Source organism: Clostridium estertheticum (genome assembly GCF_011065935.2).
GTDB lineage: Bacteria > Bacillota > Clostridia > Clostridiales > Clostridiaceae > Clostridium_AD > Clostridium_AD estertheticum_A.
The window spans coordinates 3,122,528-3,140,936 of sequence record NZ_JAAMNH020000001.1 but is presented as its reverse complement, the minus strand read 5'-3'; the positions used below and the strand labels follow the sequence as shown (position 1 = coordinate 3,140,936).

Below are 18,409 nucleotides of genomic sequence, written 5' to 3'. Positions count from 1 at the left end.
TATTTCATCTTGATATAGGATAGGAGATTAAATATGAAAAGAAAAATAGCGGTAATAACTGGTACAAGAGCAGATTATGGTATATTTTATCATGTTCTTAAAGAAATAGAAAAACATGAAGCATTGGACCTTAAACTTATTGCCTGTGGTATGCATCTATGCCTTGAATTTGGTATGACTATAAATGAGATAGAAAAAGATGGCTTTGAAATAGCGGATAAGTTTGAAACAATACTTGCTTCAGACACAGGGGCAGCAATGGCTAAATCAATAGGTCTTTCAATTATAAGTATGGCACAGTGCTTTGATCGAATAAAACCAGATGTTGTATTAATACTAGGGGATAGAGGTGAGATGCTAGCGGCAGCCACGGCAGCTATTCATATGAATATTCCTGTAGCACATATTCATGGAGGGGAAGTAACTGGAACCGTTGATGAATCTGTAAGACACGCTATAACTAAACTTTCTCATATTCATTTTCCAGCTAATGAGGATAGTAAACAAAGAATCCTTAAATTAGGGGAGAGGGAAGAAAATATTTTTGTAGTTGGAGCTCCAGGTCTTGATTATATTAAAAAAACAGTTCTTTTATCAAGAAGTGAAATGCTGGAAAGATTTAAATTAGAAGATGATAAGATATTTTTACTTACGCAACATCCAGTAACTACAGAGAGAGACTTGGTAGAGTGGCAGATAAGAGAAACACTAGATGCGGTGGTAGAACTTGGCTACCAAACTATAGTTTCATATCCTAATAGTGATAATGGCGGACGTGAAATTATAAGGGTTATTGAGGAGTACAGATCTAAGTACCCATTCTTAAAGGTATTTAGAAATTTAAGTCAAGTAGAGTACCTAAGCTTTTTAGAAATAGCAGAGGTAATGATAGGGAATTCATCTTCAGGTATAATTGAAGCTCCTAGCTTTAAGTTACCTGTAGTAAATATAGGATCAAGGCAGGGTGGAAGACTAAGAGCCTGCAATATAATAGATGTACCTTACGGGAAAGAAGCTGTAAAAGCAGGAATTAAAAAAGCACTAGAAGACCATAATTTTAAGAAACAATTAGAAACCTGCACAAATCCTTATGGTGATGGTAATGCCAGTGGTAAAATAGCACAAATTTTAAGTGAGATAGTCCTAGATAGGGAGCTTATACAAAAAAGAATAACTTACTAGTTGAGGTGATATTATGGAGAAAATCGTACTTGTAGGTGCAGGTGGTCATTGCAAGGTTATTATAGACATTATAAAAAGTACTTCTAAATATGATATAGTGGGTGTAACGGACAAAGCTTATGCCTGTGGTGAAGACACCCTTGTATTAGATATACCTATAATAGGTGATGACAGCATTTTAAAAGAGCTATACAACACTGGAGTAAAAAATGCTTTTGTATGTGTTGGTGCACTGCAGAATATTGTGGTTCGAGATAAGATATACAGGGAACTTTTGGCTATAGGTTTTAATATACCTGCACTTATACATAAGGGTGCAATAGTTTCTCCTTATGCAAATGTAGCCTTTGGAACTTGCGTAATGGCAGGAGCCATAATTAATCCAGGTGTTCTCATAGAAGAGAATTGTATAATAAACACTGGTGCAGTAATTGAACATGATTGCAAAGTGCAAGGAAACACCCATATCTCACCTAGGGCTTGTATAGCCGGCGGGGTGAATGTTGGCTGTAATACCCATATAGGTGTGGGAAGTTCTATAATTCAATCAGTACATATAGGGAATAATGTAATTATAGGAGCCGGAGCTGTGGTTATTGAAAATATAGTAGATAATGTAGTTGCAGTAGGAATTCCAGCAAAAATTATAAAGCGCAGGTGATATTATGAAATTTCCAATTGATAATTATTGTATAGGAGCGGGTTCTACAATAAAAGAAGCTATGGTGGTTATTGATAAAAACTTAACTGGTGGAGCTTTAGTTGTAAATGAAAATAATCAGTTAGTGGGAACTATAACAGATGGTGATATTAGACGGGCTATACTTAAAGGTTCTAACATACGTGATGGTATAGAAAGCACATATTTTAAGAATTTTAAATTTGTAACAGAAGAGCATAGTAAAAAGAAAGCAAAAGAGTATATGCTTAGTAATAAGATAAGACAGGTACCTGTTATTGATAAAGATAAAAAACTTATAGACTTATACTTTTTAGATGATATAATATCTTATGAAAAAAAGGATAATTATGTTTTTATTTTAGCCGGTGGTCTAGGTACTAGATTAAGACCTTTAACAGAAACAGTACCGAAACCTATGCTAACAGTTGGTGATAAACCCATATTAGAGCTTATAATAGAACAATTTAAAGAATATGGTTTTAGAAACTTTATTATTTCTCTTAATTATAAAGGAGAAATAATAGAGGACTACTTCAAAAATGGAAGTGAATTTGGTGTAAAAATACAATACATTAGAGAAACTAAAAAACTAGGTACAGCAGGTTCCATAGCCTTAGTAAAAGAAAAATTCACAAAACCTTTTATAGTTATAAATGGCGATATATTAACAGGAATTGATTTTGAAAAATTTTTAAATCATCATATAAAAAACAACTTCAATATAACTGTAGGTGTTAGAAATTATGAAATTAATGTTCCTTATGGAGTATTAATTACAGATAATATGCTTATAGAGTCTTTGGAAGAGAAGCCTACATATAAATTTAATATTAATGGTGGAGTATATGTGGTTAATCCTGAAATTATAAAATACATAAAAGAAGACGAAGTTTATAATATGACTGATTTAATAGAAGATGCAATGAATAATGAACATAAGACAGGTATATATGAGATAACGGAGTATTGGAAGGATATAGGTCAAATAGAAGACTATAGAAAGGCCAACACGGATATTCATAAATTTTTTAAATTATAAGAAAAGGGGTAGATGAAATGAATTGGCAAGGAAAAAAAGTTTTAGTTACAGGTGCAGAGGGCTTTATAGGAAGTCATTTAACAGAAAGATTAGTGGAACTTGGAGCAGAGGTTACGGCTCTTGCCCAATATAATTCTTTTAATAACTGGGGATGGATTGACACTTTTGATAAAAAGACTCGCGATAGCATTAAAGTTGTTACTGGAGACATAAGAGAATATGATGGAATGAAAAGAATCATAAAGGGGCAAGAAGTAGTGCTTCATCTTGCTGCACTAATTGCAATTCCATATTCTTATCTTTCACCTATGGCCTATGTAAGAACAAATATAGAAGGTACTACTAATGTTTTAGAAGCTTGTAGGGAATATGACGTTGAAAAAATTGTGCATACATCGACGTCTGAAACCTATGGTACAGCTCTTTATGTACCAATTGATGAAAAACACCCAATGCAGGGCCAATCTCCATATTCAGCATCAAAAATAGGAGCAGATAAGATGGCAGAGAGTTACTATAAAAGTTTCAATATGCCAATAGCTACCCTAAGACCCTTTAATACTTATGGACCAAGGCAATCAGCAAGGGCTGTAATTCCAACAATAATATCACAGATACTAGCAGGTAAAACAGAAATTAAACTTGGAAGTTTAACTCCAACTAGAGACTTTAATTTTGTAAAAGATACTGCAGAGGCTTTCATAAAAGTTGCTGAAAGCGAAAAAACTATTGGTGAAGTTATAAATGCTGGTTCAAACTATGAGATAACAATAGGAGACACAGTTAAAAAAATAATAAGTATAATAGGAAAGGACGTAAAAATCCTTTGTGATGATGAAAGACTAAGACCAGAAAATAGCGAAGTTAATAGATTATGGGCTGATAACACTAAAATAAAAGAATTAACGGGCTGGAAGCCGAATTATAGTATAGATAGGGGTCTTGAAGAGACAGTTGAATGGATAAAAAATAATATGCAGTATTTCAAGACAGACATATACAACGTATAAAATAAACGGGAGGTTTTTATTGTGATACCATTATGTATACCAGAAATTAGAGGCAATGAGTGGAAATATGTAAAGGACTGTATAGATACTAATTGGGTATCTTCAGTAGGCAGTTACGTTAATTTATTTGAAAAGAGATTTAGTGAATATGTTCATAGCAAAAGTGCAGTAGTTACTAATAATGGTACAGCAGCACTTCAATTAGCATTATTAACCTTAGGTATAGGTGCAGGAGATGAAGTAATAGTTCCATCATTAACCTTTATATCTCCAATAAACACTATAAAATACGTAGGTGCAGAGCCTGTATTTGTAGACGTATGTAGAGATACCTTTGTTATGGATGCTGAAAAGATAGAAAGCTTAATAACACCTAAAACAAAGGCTATAATGCCAGTACATATTTATGGTCATCCAGCAGATATGGATAGGATTATGGAAATAGCACAAAAGCATAATCTGTTTGTTATAGAAGATGCCACAGAAGCACTAGGATCTACTTATAAAGGCAAAATGGCTGGCACCATAGGACATATGGGTTGCTATAGCTTTAATGGAAATAAGCTTATAACTACAGGCGCAGGTGGAATGTTTGTAACTAATAATTTAGAATATGGAAATAGAGCAAAATTCTTATCTACTCAAACAAAGGTAGTTACTGAAAACAAAGCTTTTTTCCATCCTGAGGTAGGATATAATTTTAGGATGCCAAATCTTCTTGCTGCTTTTGGAGTGGCTCAACTTGAAAATGTCGAAGAATATCTAAAGGTAAAAAAAGAAAACGCAGTTTATTACAATCAATTTTTAAGTGAGGCTCATGGAATTACATTACCAATAGAAAAAGATAATGTAGAAAATTGTTTCTGGCTATACTCAATCTTAGTTGAAGAGGAGTATGGTATTACTCGAGACGAACTTATACAAAAACTAAATGAAGAAAAAATAGAAGCAAGACCTTTCTTTATGCCTATACATGGTATGCCACCATACAGTGATTGTACACATGGAGATTTAAGTGTTACAGGTGAACTTTATGCGCGAGGAATAAATCTTCCAAGTTCTGTAGGACTTAAAAAAGAAGATATTGAAGCAGTGTGTAATATTATTAAAAAATATGCAAATAAAATTTAAAAAGCACAGATAAGGATACTTGTCCATATTATCTTAAAGATACATTAATATGGACCGGTATCATTTATCATTATGGTGAATAAAAAATAGACTAGCATCGGACTAGTTGTTTTTTAAATAAGCAATATGAAATATTAGTAAGGGGATAGAATTTTGAAGACTTTATTTAAAAAAATGTATAGCAGTAAATTAGTGAAAAGTGGGATATGGTACACTGTAGGGACATTTTTCCTACAAGGTATAGGGTTTTTAACACTTCCTATTTTTAATAGATTACTCAGTCCCAGAGAAAATGGTGTAATTACCGTATACACTACCTATGTTGGTGTTTTTACTATTCTTATTGGTATAGGACTCGAATCTGCGGTTTCTAGAGGTAGATTTGATTTTAAAGAGGACTATGAAAAATTCTTATCTTCTTTACTTTTTCTGGCTAGTATAACCTTCGTAATATGGCTAGCCATAGGATTTACGTTCAAAGTACAGATTGCAAATATTATGCACATAAAGCCAGATTTAATAATCCTACTTGTTGTGCAAAGTTTTTTTGGGTTTATACTTAGCTTTGCTAGCACTAAATATTCCATTGAATATAAGTATAAGAAATTTTTATTTATTTCTATAACAAGTACGTTGATAAACGTTGCGCTATCAATTCTTTTAATAATGGGACTAAATAATGATAGATACTATGGAAGAATTAAAGGTGGCGCATATGTTACAATAGTTTATGGCTTAGTACTATATGTTATATTTATGCTTAAAGGTAGAAAGTTAATAGATTTAAAATACTGGAAGTATGCACTACCTATTTCTCTTCCTATGATTTTTCATCAACTTTCATCAATAGCATTGACCTCTTCTGATGCCATAATGATAAGTAAAATGATAGGTGATTCTGAAACTGGTATTTATGGATTTGCATATAAAATGGGACTTATAGTAAGTATTGCTTGGGCTGCATCTAATAAAGCTTGGGTACCTTGGTTTTTTGAAAAGATGAAGGAAGAAAAATATGATGAGATTTCGGAAAAAACAAAGTATTATATAATCTTATTCTCATTTATAACCTTTATTTTAATTTTTATATCTCCAGAAATAGCATTGCTTTTAGGTACAAAGGCATATTCGCAAGGAATAGGACTCGTACCAATCATAATGATAGGTTATTACTTTGTTTTCTTATATAGCCTACCAGTTAATTTAGAGTTTTATACTAAAAAAACTAAATTTATTGCAACTGGAACGTTTATGGCTGCAATAGTTAATATAATTCTAAACTTTATTTTTATTCCCAAATTTGGATATAAGGCTGCTGGGTTTACAACGGTTGTATCCTATGTATTACTATTTTTGTATCATTATATAATAGCTTTAAAAATATCTGACGTAAGAGTCTTTAATGTAATGCACTTTATATATGGGATTTCCTTTATAGCTGTATCTAGTGTGATTTTTTATTTTATTAAGGACTTATGGGTTATAAGATATGGTATAATTATCATAGTTTGTTTAATAACAGTTTTTAGCTTTAAGAAGAAAATTGGTGTTCTTTTAAATGGATAAGCTACTGACATAGAGTAAAAGGAAAGTGATATAAGTTGAATACGTTAATATATACAAAGCAGTGTAAGGAAATGGTAAGTAGCAATGAAAAAGTTGATTTAAATAAATATTTAGTTAGCTCAAATATCGATGAACGCTCATTTTGTTTTCTTAAATTTTTAGAAAGTCAAAAAATCGACGGGCAACAAATTGAAGATTTGTGTATGTATGATGGTATTCCATTGTATTATTTCAATAGACCAACAATATTTTTAAAGCTAAAGATATTGATCACCTGTATAACTATTCTTCAAAGAGTTACGGAGGAATATGGTAAGGATTTTTCAGTCCAAACAGATAATGAACTTATGAAGATGGCAGCGGAAAAAGTATTTAATCTAAAAACTAGTGAAGCACAAAAGGTTACCCACTACGAAAAAAACAGTGGTTTAAACAATAAGTATAAGTTAATTTACAGACAATTGTCAGGAGTTATTCAATACTTAAAGTTTAGAATCATAAAAAGTAATAGTTCAAATATGCTTATATGCTCTCATGCAGGTTCACTGAATTTAGTGCAAGACGCTGAAGCAAATAATCGTTATTATGATACACAAATAGGTCTTGTAACAGAAAAATGTAGAAGTCAATTTAATGTGTTAAACCTTCAACTATTAAATAGTATAGAACTAATAGATAAAACGCTTAATTGTAATGAAAAATTTGTACCTTTTGAATTATTTATTGCATATAAGAGATTTATAGGTGAAAAGCTTATAGACATTACAAAATATAAGGATGAACTTAACATGCTTTCCAGTTTTAATTATGAGTTTGAGGATTATGACCTAAAGGAACTTATGCTCACATATATTTTAAAGGATTTAAAACAGAAATCTAAGTCTTACTTAATAGAAACATTATCTGCAGAAAGATTTTTGAAAAAAAATAAAATCCAAAGATGTTTGATTATTGATGAAGGCGATAGAGGACGATGCTTTATTATTGCTGCAAATAGATTAGGTATAAAAAGCTTTGCGTCGCAGCATGGGGTAATTAATAAAAATTCACCTGCATATGCAATAACGTCAAAATTTGCACAGCTGTTAGTTCCTAAAGCTACTTTTTTTTGGGGCAATAAATATAAACAGCTTCTAATAGAAAATTCTAATGCTTATAATGATAAAAATATAAAAGTGGTTGGGCAGGTAAGAACGGATTTTTTAGTAAATAGAAGTTATAATGATACAGAATTAAAAAAAGAAAGTATAAAAATTTTATATTGTACACAATATTTTGTAGATTTATTAGAACCTGCAACAATAATGTTATTTAAAGCACTAAATTTGTTAAAAGAGCCCTATGAACTTATAATTAAGCTTCATCCTATTGATTTATATTATGATTTTTATATGTCGAAAATAAAAGAGTATAATATAAATAATGTTAAAATCCTAAAAGATGGAGACTTATATGATCTCATTAATTGGAGTGATGTTATAGTAAGTGTTCATTCTACAGTGGTTGTTGAGGGTGCTCTTTTAAATAAGCCATCTACATGCATTCTGCTTCCAAAATATAATGATGCAGGAGGGTTTGTTCGTGATGGTATTTCCGTTGGTGTAAGTAATGAATTTGAATTAGCAAAAACACTAGTACAACTAAAAGATATTGATATTAAAAAGGATGAAGGTATTCAACAATACCTAGATGAAAATTTCTATAAAGTAGACGGTAATGTTAGCGAAAGAATTTTTAATATTGTAGGTGAGTAAATTGAAGAAAATTTTAGTGGTTTATGAAAATGAGAAATTTAAAAATCAAATAGAGTATGCAGTGCAGATCTTATTTAGTAATTACTGCGTTGACTATTCTGCAATACCATATTCGAAATTTGATTCAGATTGCAAATGTGATTTAATCATTTATTATGGAGCCAATATAGAATGTGACTTTGCGAATATAATTGTTATGCAAGGGCCTCTATTTGGAAAAAATTATTTACAAAAGGATTCCTTGCTTAATAATGTTGAATTTTATGAGGGGTTACCTGTATTCTTTAGTAATAAATTCTGTGATTTTTACTTTAAAGATAAGGAAGGGAAAACAATCATTAATATTGATATTTTCCAAATCATATTTTATTTTTTAACTTGCTATGAAGAATTTGTTTTTGATGAGTATGATAATAAAGGAAGGTTTAATATAGCAAATAGTATATTACATAAATTCAATTTGCTATCAAGACCAGTAGTTAATGAAAATATTTGCTTTTTTATTAATGTTTTGAAGGAAAAATTCAATTTAAGCCTTCAAAGAAAAGATTTATGGGAGGGCCGCGAATATGCAGTAATGTTATCGCATGATGTTGATATTATTACAAAGCATCTATCCTTTAAAAGGGAAATACGATTATTACTTAGTATGATTTTAATTGATAAGAAACCTAGACAAGTCTTTAAAAGAATAAGTGATTTTATTAATATTAAGATACTAAAAGTACAGAAGGATCCCTTGGATACCTTCGATGATATTTTGGATTTGGAAAGTGAGAAAAATTTTAAATCCAGCTTTTACTTTATGGCTGATGAAAAAACTTATGATTTAAAAAGCAATAGAGTAAAAGAAATTTTTAAGAATATATTGGATAGTGGTTGTGAGATAGGCTTTCATCCAGGCCACAATACTTCCAATGATAAACGAAATTTTAAAAATCAACTTGCCACATTAAAAGGTAATATTGCTGAAACTGATGTTTTTGGTGTTAGGCAGCATTATTTAAGCTTTCACGGCTCGAAAACATGGGTTATTCAAGATGGGTCTGGATTAAAATATGACTCTACGGTGTGCTTTCCAGAACTGGCGGGATTCAAGGTTGGATATTGTTTGCCATATAAAACCTATGACTTAACCCAAAATTCATCTTTAGATTTAATTGAAATTCCATTAATATTAATGGACGGAAGTCTTTTTGATTATATGAATTTAAATTATGAACAGTCCGAGGAATATATTAAAAAGCTTATTTTGCAAGTGCAAAAATATAGTGGAGTTTTCGTTATATTATGGCATAATTCAGCTATTACAAAGGAATATAACCAATATTCAAAACAAGTTTTCAGCTGGTTATATACATTTGTAGAAAAACAAAATTGTATTGTCCAAAGTGGAATTAACATTTATAAAATGTTTTTGGGGCAAACTTATATAAAGTGAATGAACAATTAACAATTGCTATATACATCAGAGGAATACCAGGAGGTAAGAAATGAATTTACTAAAGGATATTAAAAATGGGTCAAAAGAATATATCGAATACTTATTAAAATATAAAATATTAATTTTAGTAGCATATTTAGTTTGTCAATTAGGTATTTATATGCTTATAGGAAAAACCAATTATTTTATATTTGCAGCTAGTTTTTTCACAACAATATTTATAATCAGTTCATTAGTTTTAATGCTGAAGGATTCAAAAACTGCCATACTCATATATAATCTTTCAATACCAATACTGCCCATGCAGTTATACTTATTAAATAGATTGAATCAAAATAGCATTGGTGCTACAATGTACTTTGTATATTTTATATTTTTAGTAATTGGTGTAAGAAAAGAGAAATTGAATTTCAGAAAAATTAATATAAAAAATAAATATGGAATAGTTGCTATGGTATATATTTTCCTAAGTGCTATTGCTATAATTTCATCAGCTCTAAGTGCTTATAAATTTGAAGCATTTAGATTAACATTTATCGGAGTCATATTTATGATTCTCTATAGTTTAATATTGATATGTTTAGAAATAAAAGAATATGATTTTTATAAAAAAGTTATTTTATTTTTATGCATAGGTGTAGCAATATCAGGAATACCAGATACTTTTATAGCTTTATATAGTCTAATATTAAGTGGAGAAAATATTCACCTGTATGGAGTGTTAGGCAGTAATTTCATGCTTGGATATACTTTAATGGTGCTTCCTTTTATACTATTATATGCTGTTAATAAAGAAATTTCAGGCAAGTATAATTCTATATATAAGTTACTGTTATTAGTTGAGATTATTAATTTATGTACTCAAAGGTCAAGAGGTATATTGGGCGCATTAGTTATAGCTTTTGTAACTATTATTGTTATAGATCATAAAAATTATAAAAAATATTTAATAGTATCCTTATTAATACTAGGGTGTATTACTTTTAATGTATCTCAGAGAGGTGAAATGGTAGATATAAAAGATTCTATTATAAATTCTGGGGTTCCTAAAGTTGAAGGAGCTGGAGCAAGTGGTAAAGGATTTTTTTATCAATTAGGTGAGCAAGCTCGTAATAGAAGTCCTATATGGTCAGCGGCATTTAGAATGATAGAAGATCATACTTATATTGGAGTAGGTCCAGCTAATTTCAAGTATTATTTTCAATCCTATGCGCCGGAACTAAAAAAGGCATATATTGACGCTCATAATATATTTTTAAATGTAGCTGCTGAATTTGGAATACCTTTTGCACTAGTATTTTTCTTATCTTGGTGGGGTGCCATGTTAAAAGCTTTAATATATGGATTTACTAAAGCAAAAAAGTATAATAAAAGCTTTATATTTCCTACATTTATAGGTATGTCTTCACTCATGGCATATGGGAATGTTACAGGTCAGGCATTCATTACTTCAAAGCATCCCATAAGCGTGGTTCCAGCATTTGTATTAATTAGTTTATTGACTGTTTTATTAATAATCACGAAAGAACAAACTATTTTAAAAGACTAAATGTAAATTGAGGTGTTAAAGTGAGTAAGAATGTATTATCAATATTGTACTTTTTCCCACCTATGGGCGGAAGTGGAGTACAAAGAACTTTAAAATTTGTTAAATATATGCCGCAATTTGGATATAATCCTGTAGTAGCAACTATAAAGGCTGGTCATAATTTTGCATATGATGAAACCTTACTTGAAGAAGTACCAAAAAGTGTAGTGGTATATAGGTCAAATGCTGGAGAAACTTTATGGGTTAGAAATATAATAGAAAAATTAAGCGCTATAAGAAAACCTAAAGCTACATCTAATGAAGATATTAAAAATGTTAGCGGCACAAGTGTTTCTGTGCAAAGTTCACCAGGACTCAAGGAAAGAGCATTTAGATTCATTGAACTTAATTTTTTAGTACCAGATAGTAAAATAAGATGGTATAAGAATGCAGTAAAGGATGTTTCAAATATTTTAAATAGTGAAGATATTCATTATATTTTTTCATCTTCATATCCTTATACTGTACATTTGATTGCACTAGAGGCAAAGAAAAAAACTAATCTTCCATGGGTAGCTGACTTTAGAGATCCATGGATAGGAAATTCACCAATGACTGAGGGTCATTCAGAAAAAAGAAAGAAAAAAGAAGAAAAACTTGAGTCAGAGGTTGTAGCTTATGCCGATAAAATAATTATGGTTACAAAACCTATTTGTGAAAATTATAAAAAAAGATACCCACAATATAAAGAAAAATTCGTAACCATTACTAATGGGTTTGATGCTAATGACTTTGAACAATTAGAAGTTGTTAAAGAAGAAAAATTTACTATATGTTACAGTGGTATTGTGGCAAAGGGACAAACACCAGAAACCTTCATTAAAGCAACAGAGAGATTGTTTAATGAAAATCAAGAATATAAAGATAATATAAAAGTGAAATTTATTGGATTTATATTAGATGAATACATAAATTTAATTGGAGACTCTAACATTCATGAGAATTTCGAAAAAATCGATTATATGCCTCATTCTCAGTGTATCTCACATATGAAGGGTGCAGATATTAATCTAATAATACTTTCAGATGAAGAAGAAAGTAAAGGGGTGTTTAGCGGTAAAATTTTTGACTATATAGGATCTCAAAGACCAATTTTAGGAATTATGCCTTCAAATGGTGTAGCTTCAAATTTAATAATAGATAAAGAAATAGGATATTCATATAATCATGGCGATGTAGACGGTGTTTATAATTTTATAAAAGATAATTATGAGAAATGGAAAAACAAAGAAGATACTAATACTAATGCTGCAGTAAAATGTGCAGAATTTGAAAGAAAAAATTTAACAAATCAATTAGTGAATTTGTTTGAACAAATTTAGATTTATATATTGTGTATTATAAATTTTTAAATAAGTTATATTTTTTAAGATATTAAATAGGGGAGAGGAAAATATACATGAATATTCTTCAAATGGTTAAAGCTTATGGAAGCCTAATTTTTGGGAAACAAGATTATTGGCATCCAGATATGTTAGTTAATAAAAACTGTAGTTTAAATAAAATTGACCAATATTATGTTGATACAAAATCTAAGCATAATTACATTGGTAAGATGGATGAAAATAATATACCCTTGCTTGAAATGGATGGGACATATTATTATTTCCCAGTAACTATTGCTCAGTATGCCTTAGGAAATTTTGATAAATATATAGAGACCAAAGATAGAAAATATTTTGATGTTGTTATAATTTGTGCAGAGTGGTTTGTTACAAACATACAGGAAACATCAAAAGGTGTCTATGGATATGTTAATGATTATGACAAGATGACATATGGACTACATAAGCCCTGGTTATCCTCATTATCACAGGGACAACCTATGTCTGTACTTGCAAGATGTTATTCTGTAACAAAAGATAAAAGATATTTGGATGTTTGTGAAAAACTTCTTAAATCTTTTGAAGTTAAAAGTCAAGATAAAGGGGTGCTTGCGTTACTGAACAGTGGATATTTTTACGAAGAATATCCATCCAAAGAGCCTTCCTTTGTACTAAATGGATTAATTTTTTCACTTTGGGGATTATTAGATTTTAATATTGTATCAGATAATAAAAAAGCTATAGAATTATATAATAAAGGCGAGAAGACTCTTTATGACAATTTAATGTTATTTAACATTAAAGGAATAAAATGGTCGAGATATGACTTATATAATTTTAAAATCCATAATATAGCAAGTGTTTTTTACCACAAACTTCATATAGAACAATTAAAATCAATGTACATTTTAACAAATAAAGATGTATATAGAGAATATTACACAGCTTGGGAAAAATCTAAAAATAATATATTTGTATATATTATTGCCACGTTATATAAGATTGTACATAAGCTTTCTGTAAGAAATCAAAGTAATTATGTACCATCAATTTCAGACAAATAAGAATAAAAAGGTGAGATTAGATGAAAATAGTAACGGTAATTGGGGCTAGACCGCAGTTCATCAAAGCAGCAATGGTTTCTAGTGCTTTGAGAGAACATAACAATGAAATTATAATACATACAGGGCAGCATTATGATGATAACATGTCAAGGATTTTTTTTGAGGAATTAGATATTCCAAAACCTGATTATAATTTAAACATATGTTCTGGTGATCATGGATATCAGACAGGAAATATGCTTATAAATATTGAAGCAGTGCTTCAAAAAGAAAAGCCGGATTGTGTTTTAGTTTATGGAGATACTAATTCTACACTAGCTGGTGCACTTGCAGCAAGTAAAATGTTGATACCTCTTCTTCATATTGAGGCTGGGCTTAGAAGTTATAATATGACTATGCCGGAAGAACAAAACCGAATACTTACGGATCATATATCAAATATTTTATTTGCACCTACAAAAACTGCTGTTAACAATTTGACTAAAGAAGGAATTGTTAAGAATGTATATAATGTAGGTGATGTTATGTATGATTCCATATTACATTTCAATAAAATTGCTGAAAAAAAGAGCAATATAATGAATAGACTTTGCTTAAATAAAGAAGAATATATATTAGCGACTATCCATAGGGCTGAAAACACTAATGATTTTAATAGACTAAAAAATATAGTAGAAGCATTTAATGAAAGTGGAGAAAAAATAATACTTCCACTACATCCTAGAACTCAAAAGTATATAATTGAATACGGATTGTCTTTTGGAAAGAATGTTGAAACTATTCAGTCTGTGGGTTATTTAGAAATGGTGATGCTAGAGAAGAATTGTAAAAAGATAATTACCGACAGTGGTGGAGTACAAAAGGAAGCGTTTTTCCTTGACAAGCCCTGTATTACGCTTAGAGAAGAAACTGAATGGATTGAAACTGTAGAAAATGGATGGAATGTACTTGTTGGGGCAGATAAGTTGAAAATAAAAAATGCTATTCTAAAATTTGAGTGTAATAAGCCTAAGCATGGATATTTTGGATTTGGAGATGCAGTAAAAAAAATTGTTGATATTATAGGATAGAGGTAGAAGAGATGAAGATTTGCTTTTTAGGAGATGGGAATAGTATTCATATTAGAAGATGGTTAGATTTTTTTCATGGAAGAGGTCATGAAGTACATTTAATAACTTTTTCTAATGTGGTCCACAAAAATATTATTGTACACAAAATAGGCGATTTTGATATAAATATTAGCGGCGGTAATTGGCAGTACATTTTTTCAACAATGCAAATTAAAAAGTTAATTAAAAAAGCAAATTTTGATATTATAAATGCGCATTTTGTAACTAGTTATGGGTTTTTGGCGGCACTATCTGGAGCAAAGCCACTAGTAGTATCAGCCTGGGGTACAGATATACTTGTAGCACCTAAGAGAAATGCAATATATAAAGCTATTACAAAATATGCATTAAATAGTGCAAAACTAATTACATCAGACTCCAATTTTATGAGTGAAGCCATACATCAGTTAACAAATACTGATGTATTAACTGTACCCATGGGAGTTGAAAAAGGTTTATGCTATAGAGAAAGAAAAGAGAGCACTGATGAAATTAAAATATTAAGCTTGCGTACTATTAATGTGAATTCTAATATTGATATAATTGTAAGTGCATTTGCAAAGCTAATTGAAAGTAATGAAGGAATTAATTTTAAATTAATTATAACTAATAATGGGCCAGAAATGGAAAATATCAAAGCTCTAGTAAAACAGTTGAATGTGGAAAAAAATGTTGATATTAGAGGATTTGTAACTAGAGATGAGTTAATAGACCTTCTCTATAGTTCACATATGCATATTACAATACCAGATTCAGATTCAACATCTGTAACATTATTAGAAGCTATGGCATCAGGAATAATAACCATTGCTTCAGACATACCCGCAAATAGAGAGTGGATTGATCATAATAGTAATGGATTAATTACAGAGAATAATGATGTCGAAAGTCTTAAACTATCTATGGAGTTCGCATTGAATGATTCAGAGTTTAAGCAAAAGGCTGCAAAATTAAGTAGAGAAGTTATATTGAAAAAAGCTATTTGGACACAGAATATGCAACTGGTGGAACAGAAGTATTTAGCTTTGCTAAAAAACAATTAGTTTAACTACATTTCAGAAGGAAGGTTTCCTACTTCTATAAGTGGGAGTCTAAATCTCCTTCTGAAGCCGTTAATATTGCAGCACCGCAGGTGATGATTAAACTCAATTAGGAGTGATAAAATGAATGGTGAAGGAAATGTAAAAGTATCTGTAGTTATTCCCTGCAGAAATGAGGAAAAATATATAGGAAAATGTTTACAATCTATAATGGAACAAAGCTATGGAATAGAAAATATTGAAGTTTTTGTTTGTGATGGCTGTTCAGATGATAGTACTTTGGATATAATAAAAGAATATAGCATTAAATATCCGCAGATAAAATTAGTAATCAATGAAAAAAGAGTGGCACCTACAGCAATGAATTTAGGAATAAAGGCAGCGGTGGGTGAGATAATTGTGATTTTTGGTGCTCATGCCTATATGAATAATGATTATATCCATATTTGCGTAGAAAAACTAAAGAGTTCTGACATTGCATGTGTTGGTGGAAGAATTATAAACATTAGTGAAGACAGTATTGCAGAGGCGATATCACTTGCTATGGCATCTCCATTTGGTGTAGGAAATGCACTGTTTAGATTTTCAAATGTGGAACAACTTGTCGACACGGTTGCTTTTGGAGCTTATAAAAAAAGTATATTTAGTAAAATAGGATATTTTGATGAAGAGCTTGTAAGAAACCAAGATGATGAATTGAATTTTAGAATTACTAAAAGTGGCAATAAGATACTTCTAGCCCCTGATATAATATCTCACTATTATACAAGAGGGTCTTTTAGTAAGCTATGGACACAATATTTCCAGTATGGTTTTTGGAAAGTTAGAGTAATTCAAAAACATAAAAAACCATCAGCAGTAAGACATTTAATTCCCTTACTATTTGTTCTCAGTTTAATTTCTGGAACGTTGTTAAGTCCATTTTCTAAGATAGTTAGATTTTTATTTTCAGCAGAAATATTAGCATATTTAGCAGGTGCTATTACATTCTCTTTAAAAGCTTACAGTGGAAAAGTAAAAAATGCTCCTAAGATGATAATAGCATTTTTGATATTGCATCTAAGCTATGGAATAGGATTTTTAGAGGGATTAATAGTGTTTTACATTTTGAAATCTAATAAACCTGTTGAAAAAAACACAAAATCATCAAGGTAATTTTTATAAATTGAAATGAGGTGGGAAAGTGGATTTTTCTAAAAAGATTTTATTTTTAACAACCTGTGCTTATCTTATGTTATTACCATTAATTCCACAAGATATTGTGATTGCAGGGATTCCTTTTACTGATTTAGTTTTAGCATTATTGATTTTTGTATACATTATAAATTTAGTAATGTCTAAGAAAAATAGAGAAAATTTTATTAATGGATTACTAGATTTCACTAGGGACAAATTGAGTATATTTATGGCCATATTATTAGCAATGATGCTTGTATCTACTTTTTATGCGGTAGACAAAAAACTAGCATTAAGTGAAAGTGCGAGATATATATCTTATGTCTTTATGTATTTTATTATAAAATATGAGTTTAACAATAAAAAACAAGTTAAAATTTTAATAAGATGCTATATATTTATTTCCGCAGTACTTAGCAGTATAGGTATTGTACAATATTTTACAGGTTTTGCATTGGATGCAAAATTCATAAAAACATTTGCATTTGGAGGAGGTATAAAGATAGCATCTACACTTTCTCATCCCAACGCCTATGCTGGTTATTTGATTTTAATTATTTTTCCAGTGATTATGCTAAGTATTTATGAAAAAAATAAAAACAAAAAAATATTTTATATATTACTTTCTATATTAGTTTTTACCAATTTATTGATGACTTATTCTAGAAATGCATTGTTAGGCTTTGCATTAGGGTTAGTAGTGCTTGCACTACTTTATAGTATTAAAATAATTTTTGCCCTTGGAGGTTTTGGGGTATTAATTCTTTTAATTCCTTCTGTTTTCCATAGAGTTCAAGATATTGCTAATTTATCTCAAAATGAATCAAGGATTAAGCTTTGGAAAACAGCACTAATGATGATAAAGGAACATCCAATACTAGGAGTTGGCAACGGAAACTATGTAACTCAATATGACACTTATATTCAAAAATATAGATTGGATTATAACTCGTATACCCATTATCCAGCTCATAATTCATATTTGAAAGTACAAAGTGAACTAGGGATAGTTGGAATAGTTTCTTTCTTAGGAGTGATAGTAACTGCACTATTTAGATTTAGAAAGTTATATAGTACAACTAGTGATAAGTTTAACAAGGCATTTTATATGGGTGTAATGGCAAGTATGATTGCTTTTCTATTTATGAATTTTTCAGACAATTTATTTTTTGTACCTAAAACAACAACTTATTTTTGGTTTTTATTAGCTACTGCAGAAGCATTATTAAATAGTGGCAATAAATAAAATTAGAACGTAAAACCACAGACAAATAGTAATATATTAATAAAGGCAAAAGG

The 18,409-nt window shown here is 30.0% G+C and carries 15 protein-coding genes; all 15 read left to right on the top strand.

What is annotated here, in order from left to right; translation table 11 throughout:
- Window positions 1–33 precede the first annotated feature (33 nt).
- The 15 genes from neuC (at window position 34) to G9F72_RS14905 (ending at window position 18,356) form a co-directional block, all read left to right on the top strand.
- Window positions 34–1,182, top strand: coding sequence for a UDP-N-acetylglucosamine 2-epimerase (gene neuC, locus G9F72_RS14975; protein ID WP_164955453.1), 1,149 nt, complete (start codon window positions 34–36; stop codon window positions 1,180–1,182).
- Window positions 1,183–1,195: 13 nt separating this feature from the next.
- Window positions 1,196–1,843 (top strand): NeuD/PglB/VioB family sugar acetyltransferase, encoded by a 648-nt coding sequence (locus tag G9F72_RS14970; RefSeq protein WP_164955452.1) that lies wholly within the window; start codon window positions 1,196–1,198, stop codon window positions 1,841–1,843.
- 4 nt (window positions 1,844–1,847) lie between these two features.
- On the top strand, window positions 1,848–2,903 hold the full coding sequence (locus G9F72_RS14965; RefSeq protein WP_164955451.1) for a nucleotidyltransferase family protein: 1,056 nt from the start codon (window positions 1,848–1,850) through the stop codon (window positions 2,901–2,903).
- 17 nt (window positions 2,904–2,920) lie between these two features.
- Window positions 2,921–3,913 carry an NAD-dependent 4,6-dehydratase LegB gene (locus G9F72_RS14960; protein WP_164955450.1) on the top strand — a complete coding sequence of 331 codons (993 nt, stop codon included), beginning with the start codon at window positions 2,921–2,923 and terminating at the stop codon, window positions 3,911–3,913.
- Window positions 3,914–3,934: 21 nt separating this feature from the next.
- On the top strand, window positions 3,935–5,044 hold the full coding sequence (locus tag G9F72_RS14955) for a LegC family aminotransferase (RefSeq protein WP_164955449.1): 1,110 nt from the start codon (window positions 3,935–3,937) through the stop codon (window positions 5,042–5,044).
- Between the two features lie 153 nt (window positions 5,045–5,197).
- The gene (locus tag G9F72_RS14950; protein ID WP_164955448.1) at window positions 5,198–6,610 is read left to right on the top strand and encodes a lipopolysaccharide biosynthesis protein; all 1,413 of its coding nucleotides are present in this window, start codon (window positions 5,198–5,200) and stop codon (window positions 6,608–6,610) included.
- A 35-nt stretch (window positions 6,611–6,645) separates the two neighbouring features.
- Window positions 6,646–8,364 carry a CDP-glycerol glycerophosphotransferase family protein gene (locus G9F72_RS14945; protein WP_164955447.1) on the top strand — a complete coding sequence of 573 codons (1,719 nt, stop codon included), beginning with the start codon at window positions 6,646–6,648 and terminating at the stop codon, window positions 8,362–8,364.
- A 1-nt stretch (window position 8,365) separates the two neighbouring features.
- Window positions 8,366–9,805, top strand: a complete 1,440-nt coding sequence (locus G9F72_RS14940) for a polysaccharide deacetylase family protein (protein ID WP_164955446.1) — start codon at window positions 8,366–8,368, stop codon at window positions 9,803–9,805.
- A gap of 52 nt (window positions 9,806–9,857) precedes the next feature.
- The gene (locus tag G9F72_RS14935) at window positions 9,858–11,357 is read left to right on the top strand and encodes an O-antigen ligase family protein (protein WP_164955445.1); all 1,500 of its coding nucleotides are present in this window, start codon (window positions 9,858–9,860) and stop codon (window positions 11,355–11,357) included.
- 20 nt (window positions 11,358–11,377) lie between these two features.
- Window positions 11,378–12,718, top strand: a complete 1,341-nt coding sequence (locus G9F72_RS14930; RefSeq protein WP_164955444.1) for a glycosyltransferase — start codon at window positions 11,378–11,380, stop codon at window positions 12,716–12,718.
- 77 nt (window positions 12,719–12,795) lie between these two features.
- Complete coding sequence (locus tag G9F72_RS14925; protein WP_164955443.1) at window positions 12,796–13,785, top strand: D-glucuronyl C5-epimerase family protein; 990 nt, start codon at window positions 12,796–12,798, stop codon at window positions 13,783–13,785.
- Between the two features lie 20 nt (window positions 13,786–13,805).
- The gene (gene wecB, locus G9F72_RS14920) at window positions 13,806–14,855 is read left to right on the top strand and encodes a non-hydrolyzing UDP-N-acetylglucosamine 2-epimerase (protein ID WP_164955442.1); all 1,050 of its coding nucleotides are present in this window, start codon (window positions 13,806–13,808) and stop codon (window positions 14,853–14,855) included.
- 11 nt (window positions 14,856–14,866) lie between these two features.
- Window positions 14,867–15,937 carry a glycosyltransferase family 4 protein gene (locus tag G9F72_RS14915; RefSeq protein ID WP_164955441.1) on the top strand — a complete coding sequence of 357 codons (1,071 nt, stop codon included), beginning with the start codon at window positions 14,867–14,869 and terminating at the stop codon, window positions 15,935–15,937.
- 120 nt (window positions 15,938–16,057) lie between these two features.
- On the top strand, window positions 16,058–17,089 hold the full coding sequence (locus G9F72_RS14910) for a glycosyltransferase family 2 protein (protein WP_164955440.1): 1,032 nt from the start codon (window positions 16,058–16,060) through the stop codon (window positions 17,087–17,089).
- Window positions 17,090–17,117: 28 nt separating this feature from the next.
- Complete coding sequence (locus G9F72_RS14905) at window positions 17,118–18,356, top strand: O-antigen ligase family protein (protein ID WP_164955439.1); 1,239 nt, start codon at window positions 17,118–17,120, stop codon at window positions 18,354–18,356.
- The last annotated feature ends 53 nt before the right edge of the window (window positions 18,357–18,409 follow it).

Coding starts and splice junctions, on each gene's coding strand:
- neuC (WP_164955453.1), top strand. CDS start 34: ATGAAAAGAAAAATAGCGGTAATAACTGGTACAAGAGCAGATTATGGT.
- G9F72_RS14970 (WP_164955452.1), top strand. CDS start 1,196: ATGGAGAAAATCGTACTTGTAGGTGCAGGTGGTCATTGCAAGGTTATT.
- G9F72_RS14965 (WP_164955451.1), top strand. CDS start 1,848: ATGAAATTTCCAATTGATAATTATTGTATAGGAGCGGGTTCTACAATA.
- G9F72_RS14960 (WP_164955450.1), top strand. CDS start 2,921: ATGAATTGGCAAGGAAAAAAAGTTTTAGTTACAGGTGCAGAGGGCTTT.
- G9F72_RS14935 (WP_164955445.1), top strand. CDS start 9,858: ATGAATTTACTAAAGGATATTAAAAATGGGTCAAAAGAATATATCGAA.
- G9F72_RS14925 (WP_164955443.1), top strand. CDS start 12,796: ATGAATATTCTTCAAATGGTTAAAGCTTATGGAAGCCTAATTTTTGGG.
- wecB (WP_164955442.1), top strand. CDS start 13,806: ATGAAAATAGTAACGGTAATTGGGGCTAGACCGCAGTTCATCAAAGCA.
- G9F72_RS14915 (WP_164955441.1), top strand. CDS start 14,867: ATGAAGATTTGCTTTTTAGGAGATGGGAATAGTATTCATATTAGAAGA.
- G9F72_RS14910 (WP_164955440.1), top strand. CDS start 16,058: ATGAATGGTGAAGGAAATGTAAAAGTATCTGTAGTTATTCCCTGCAGA.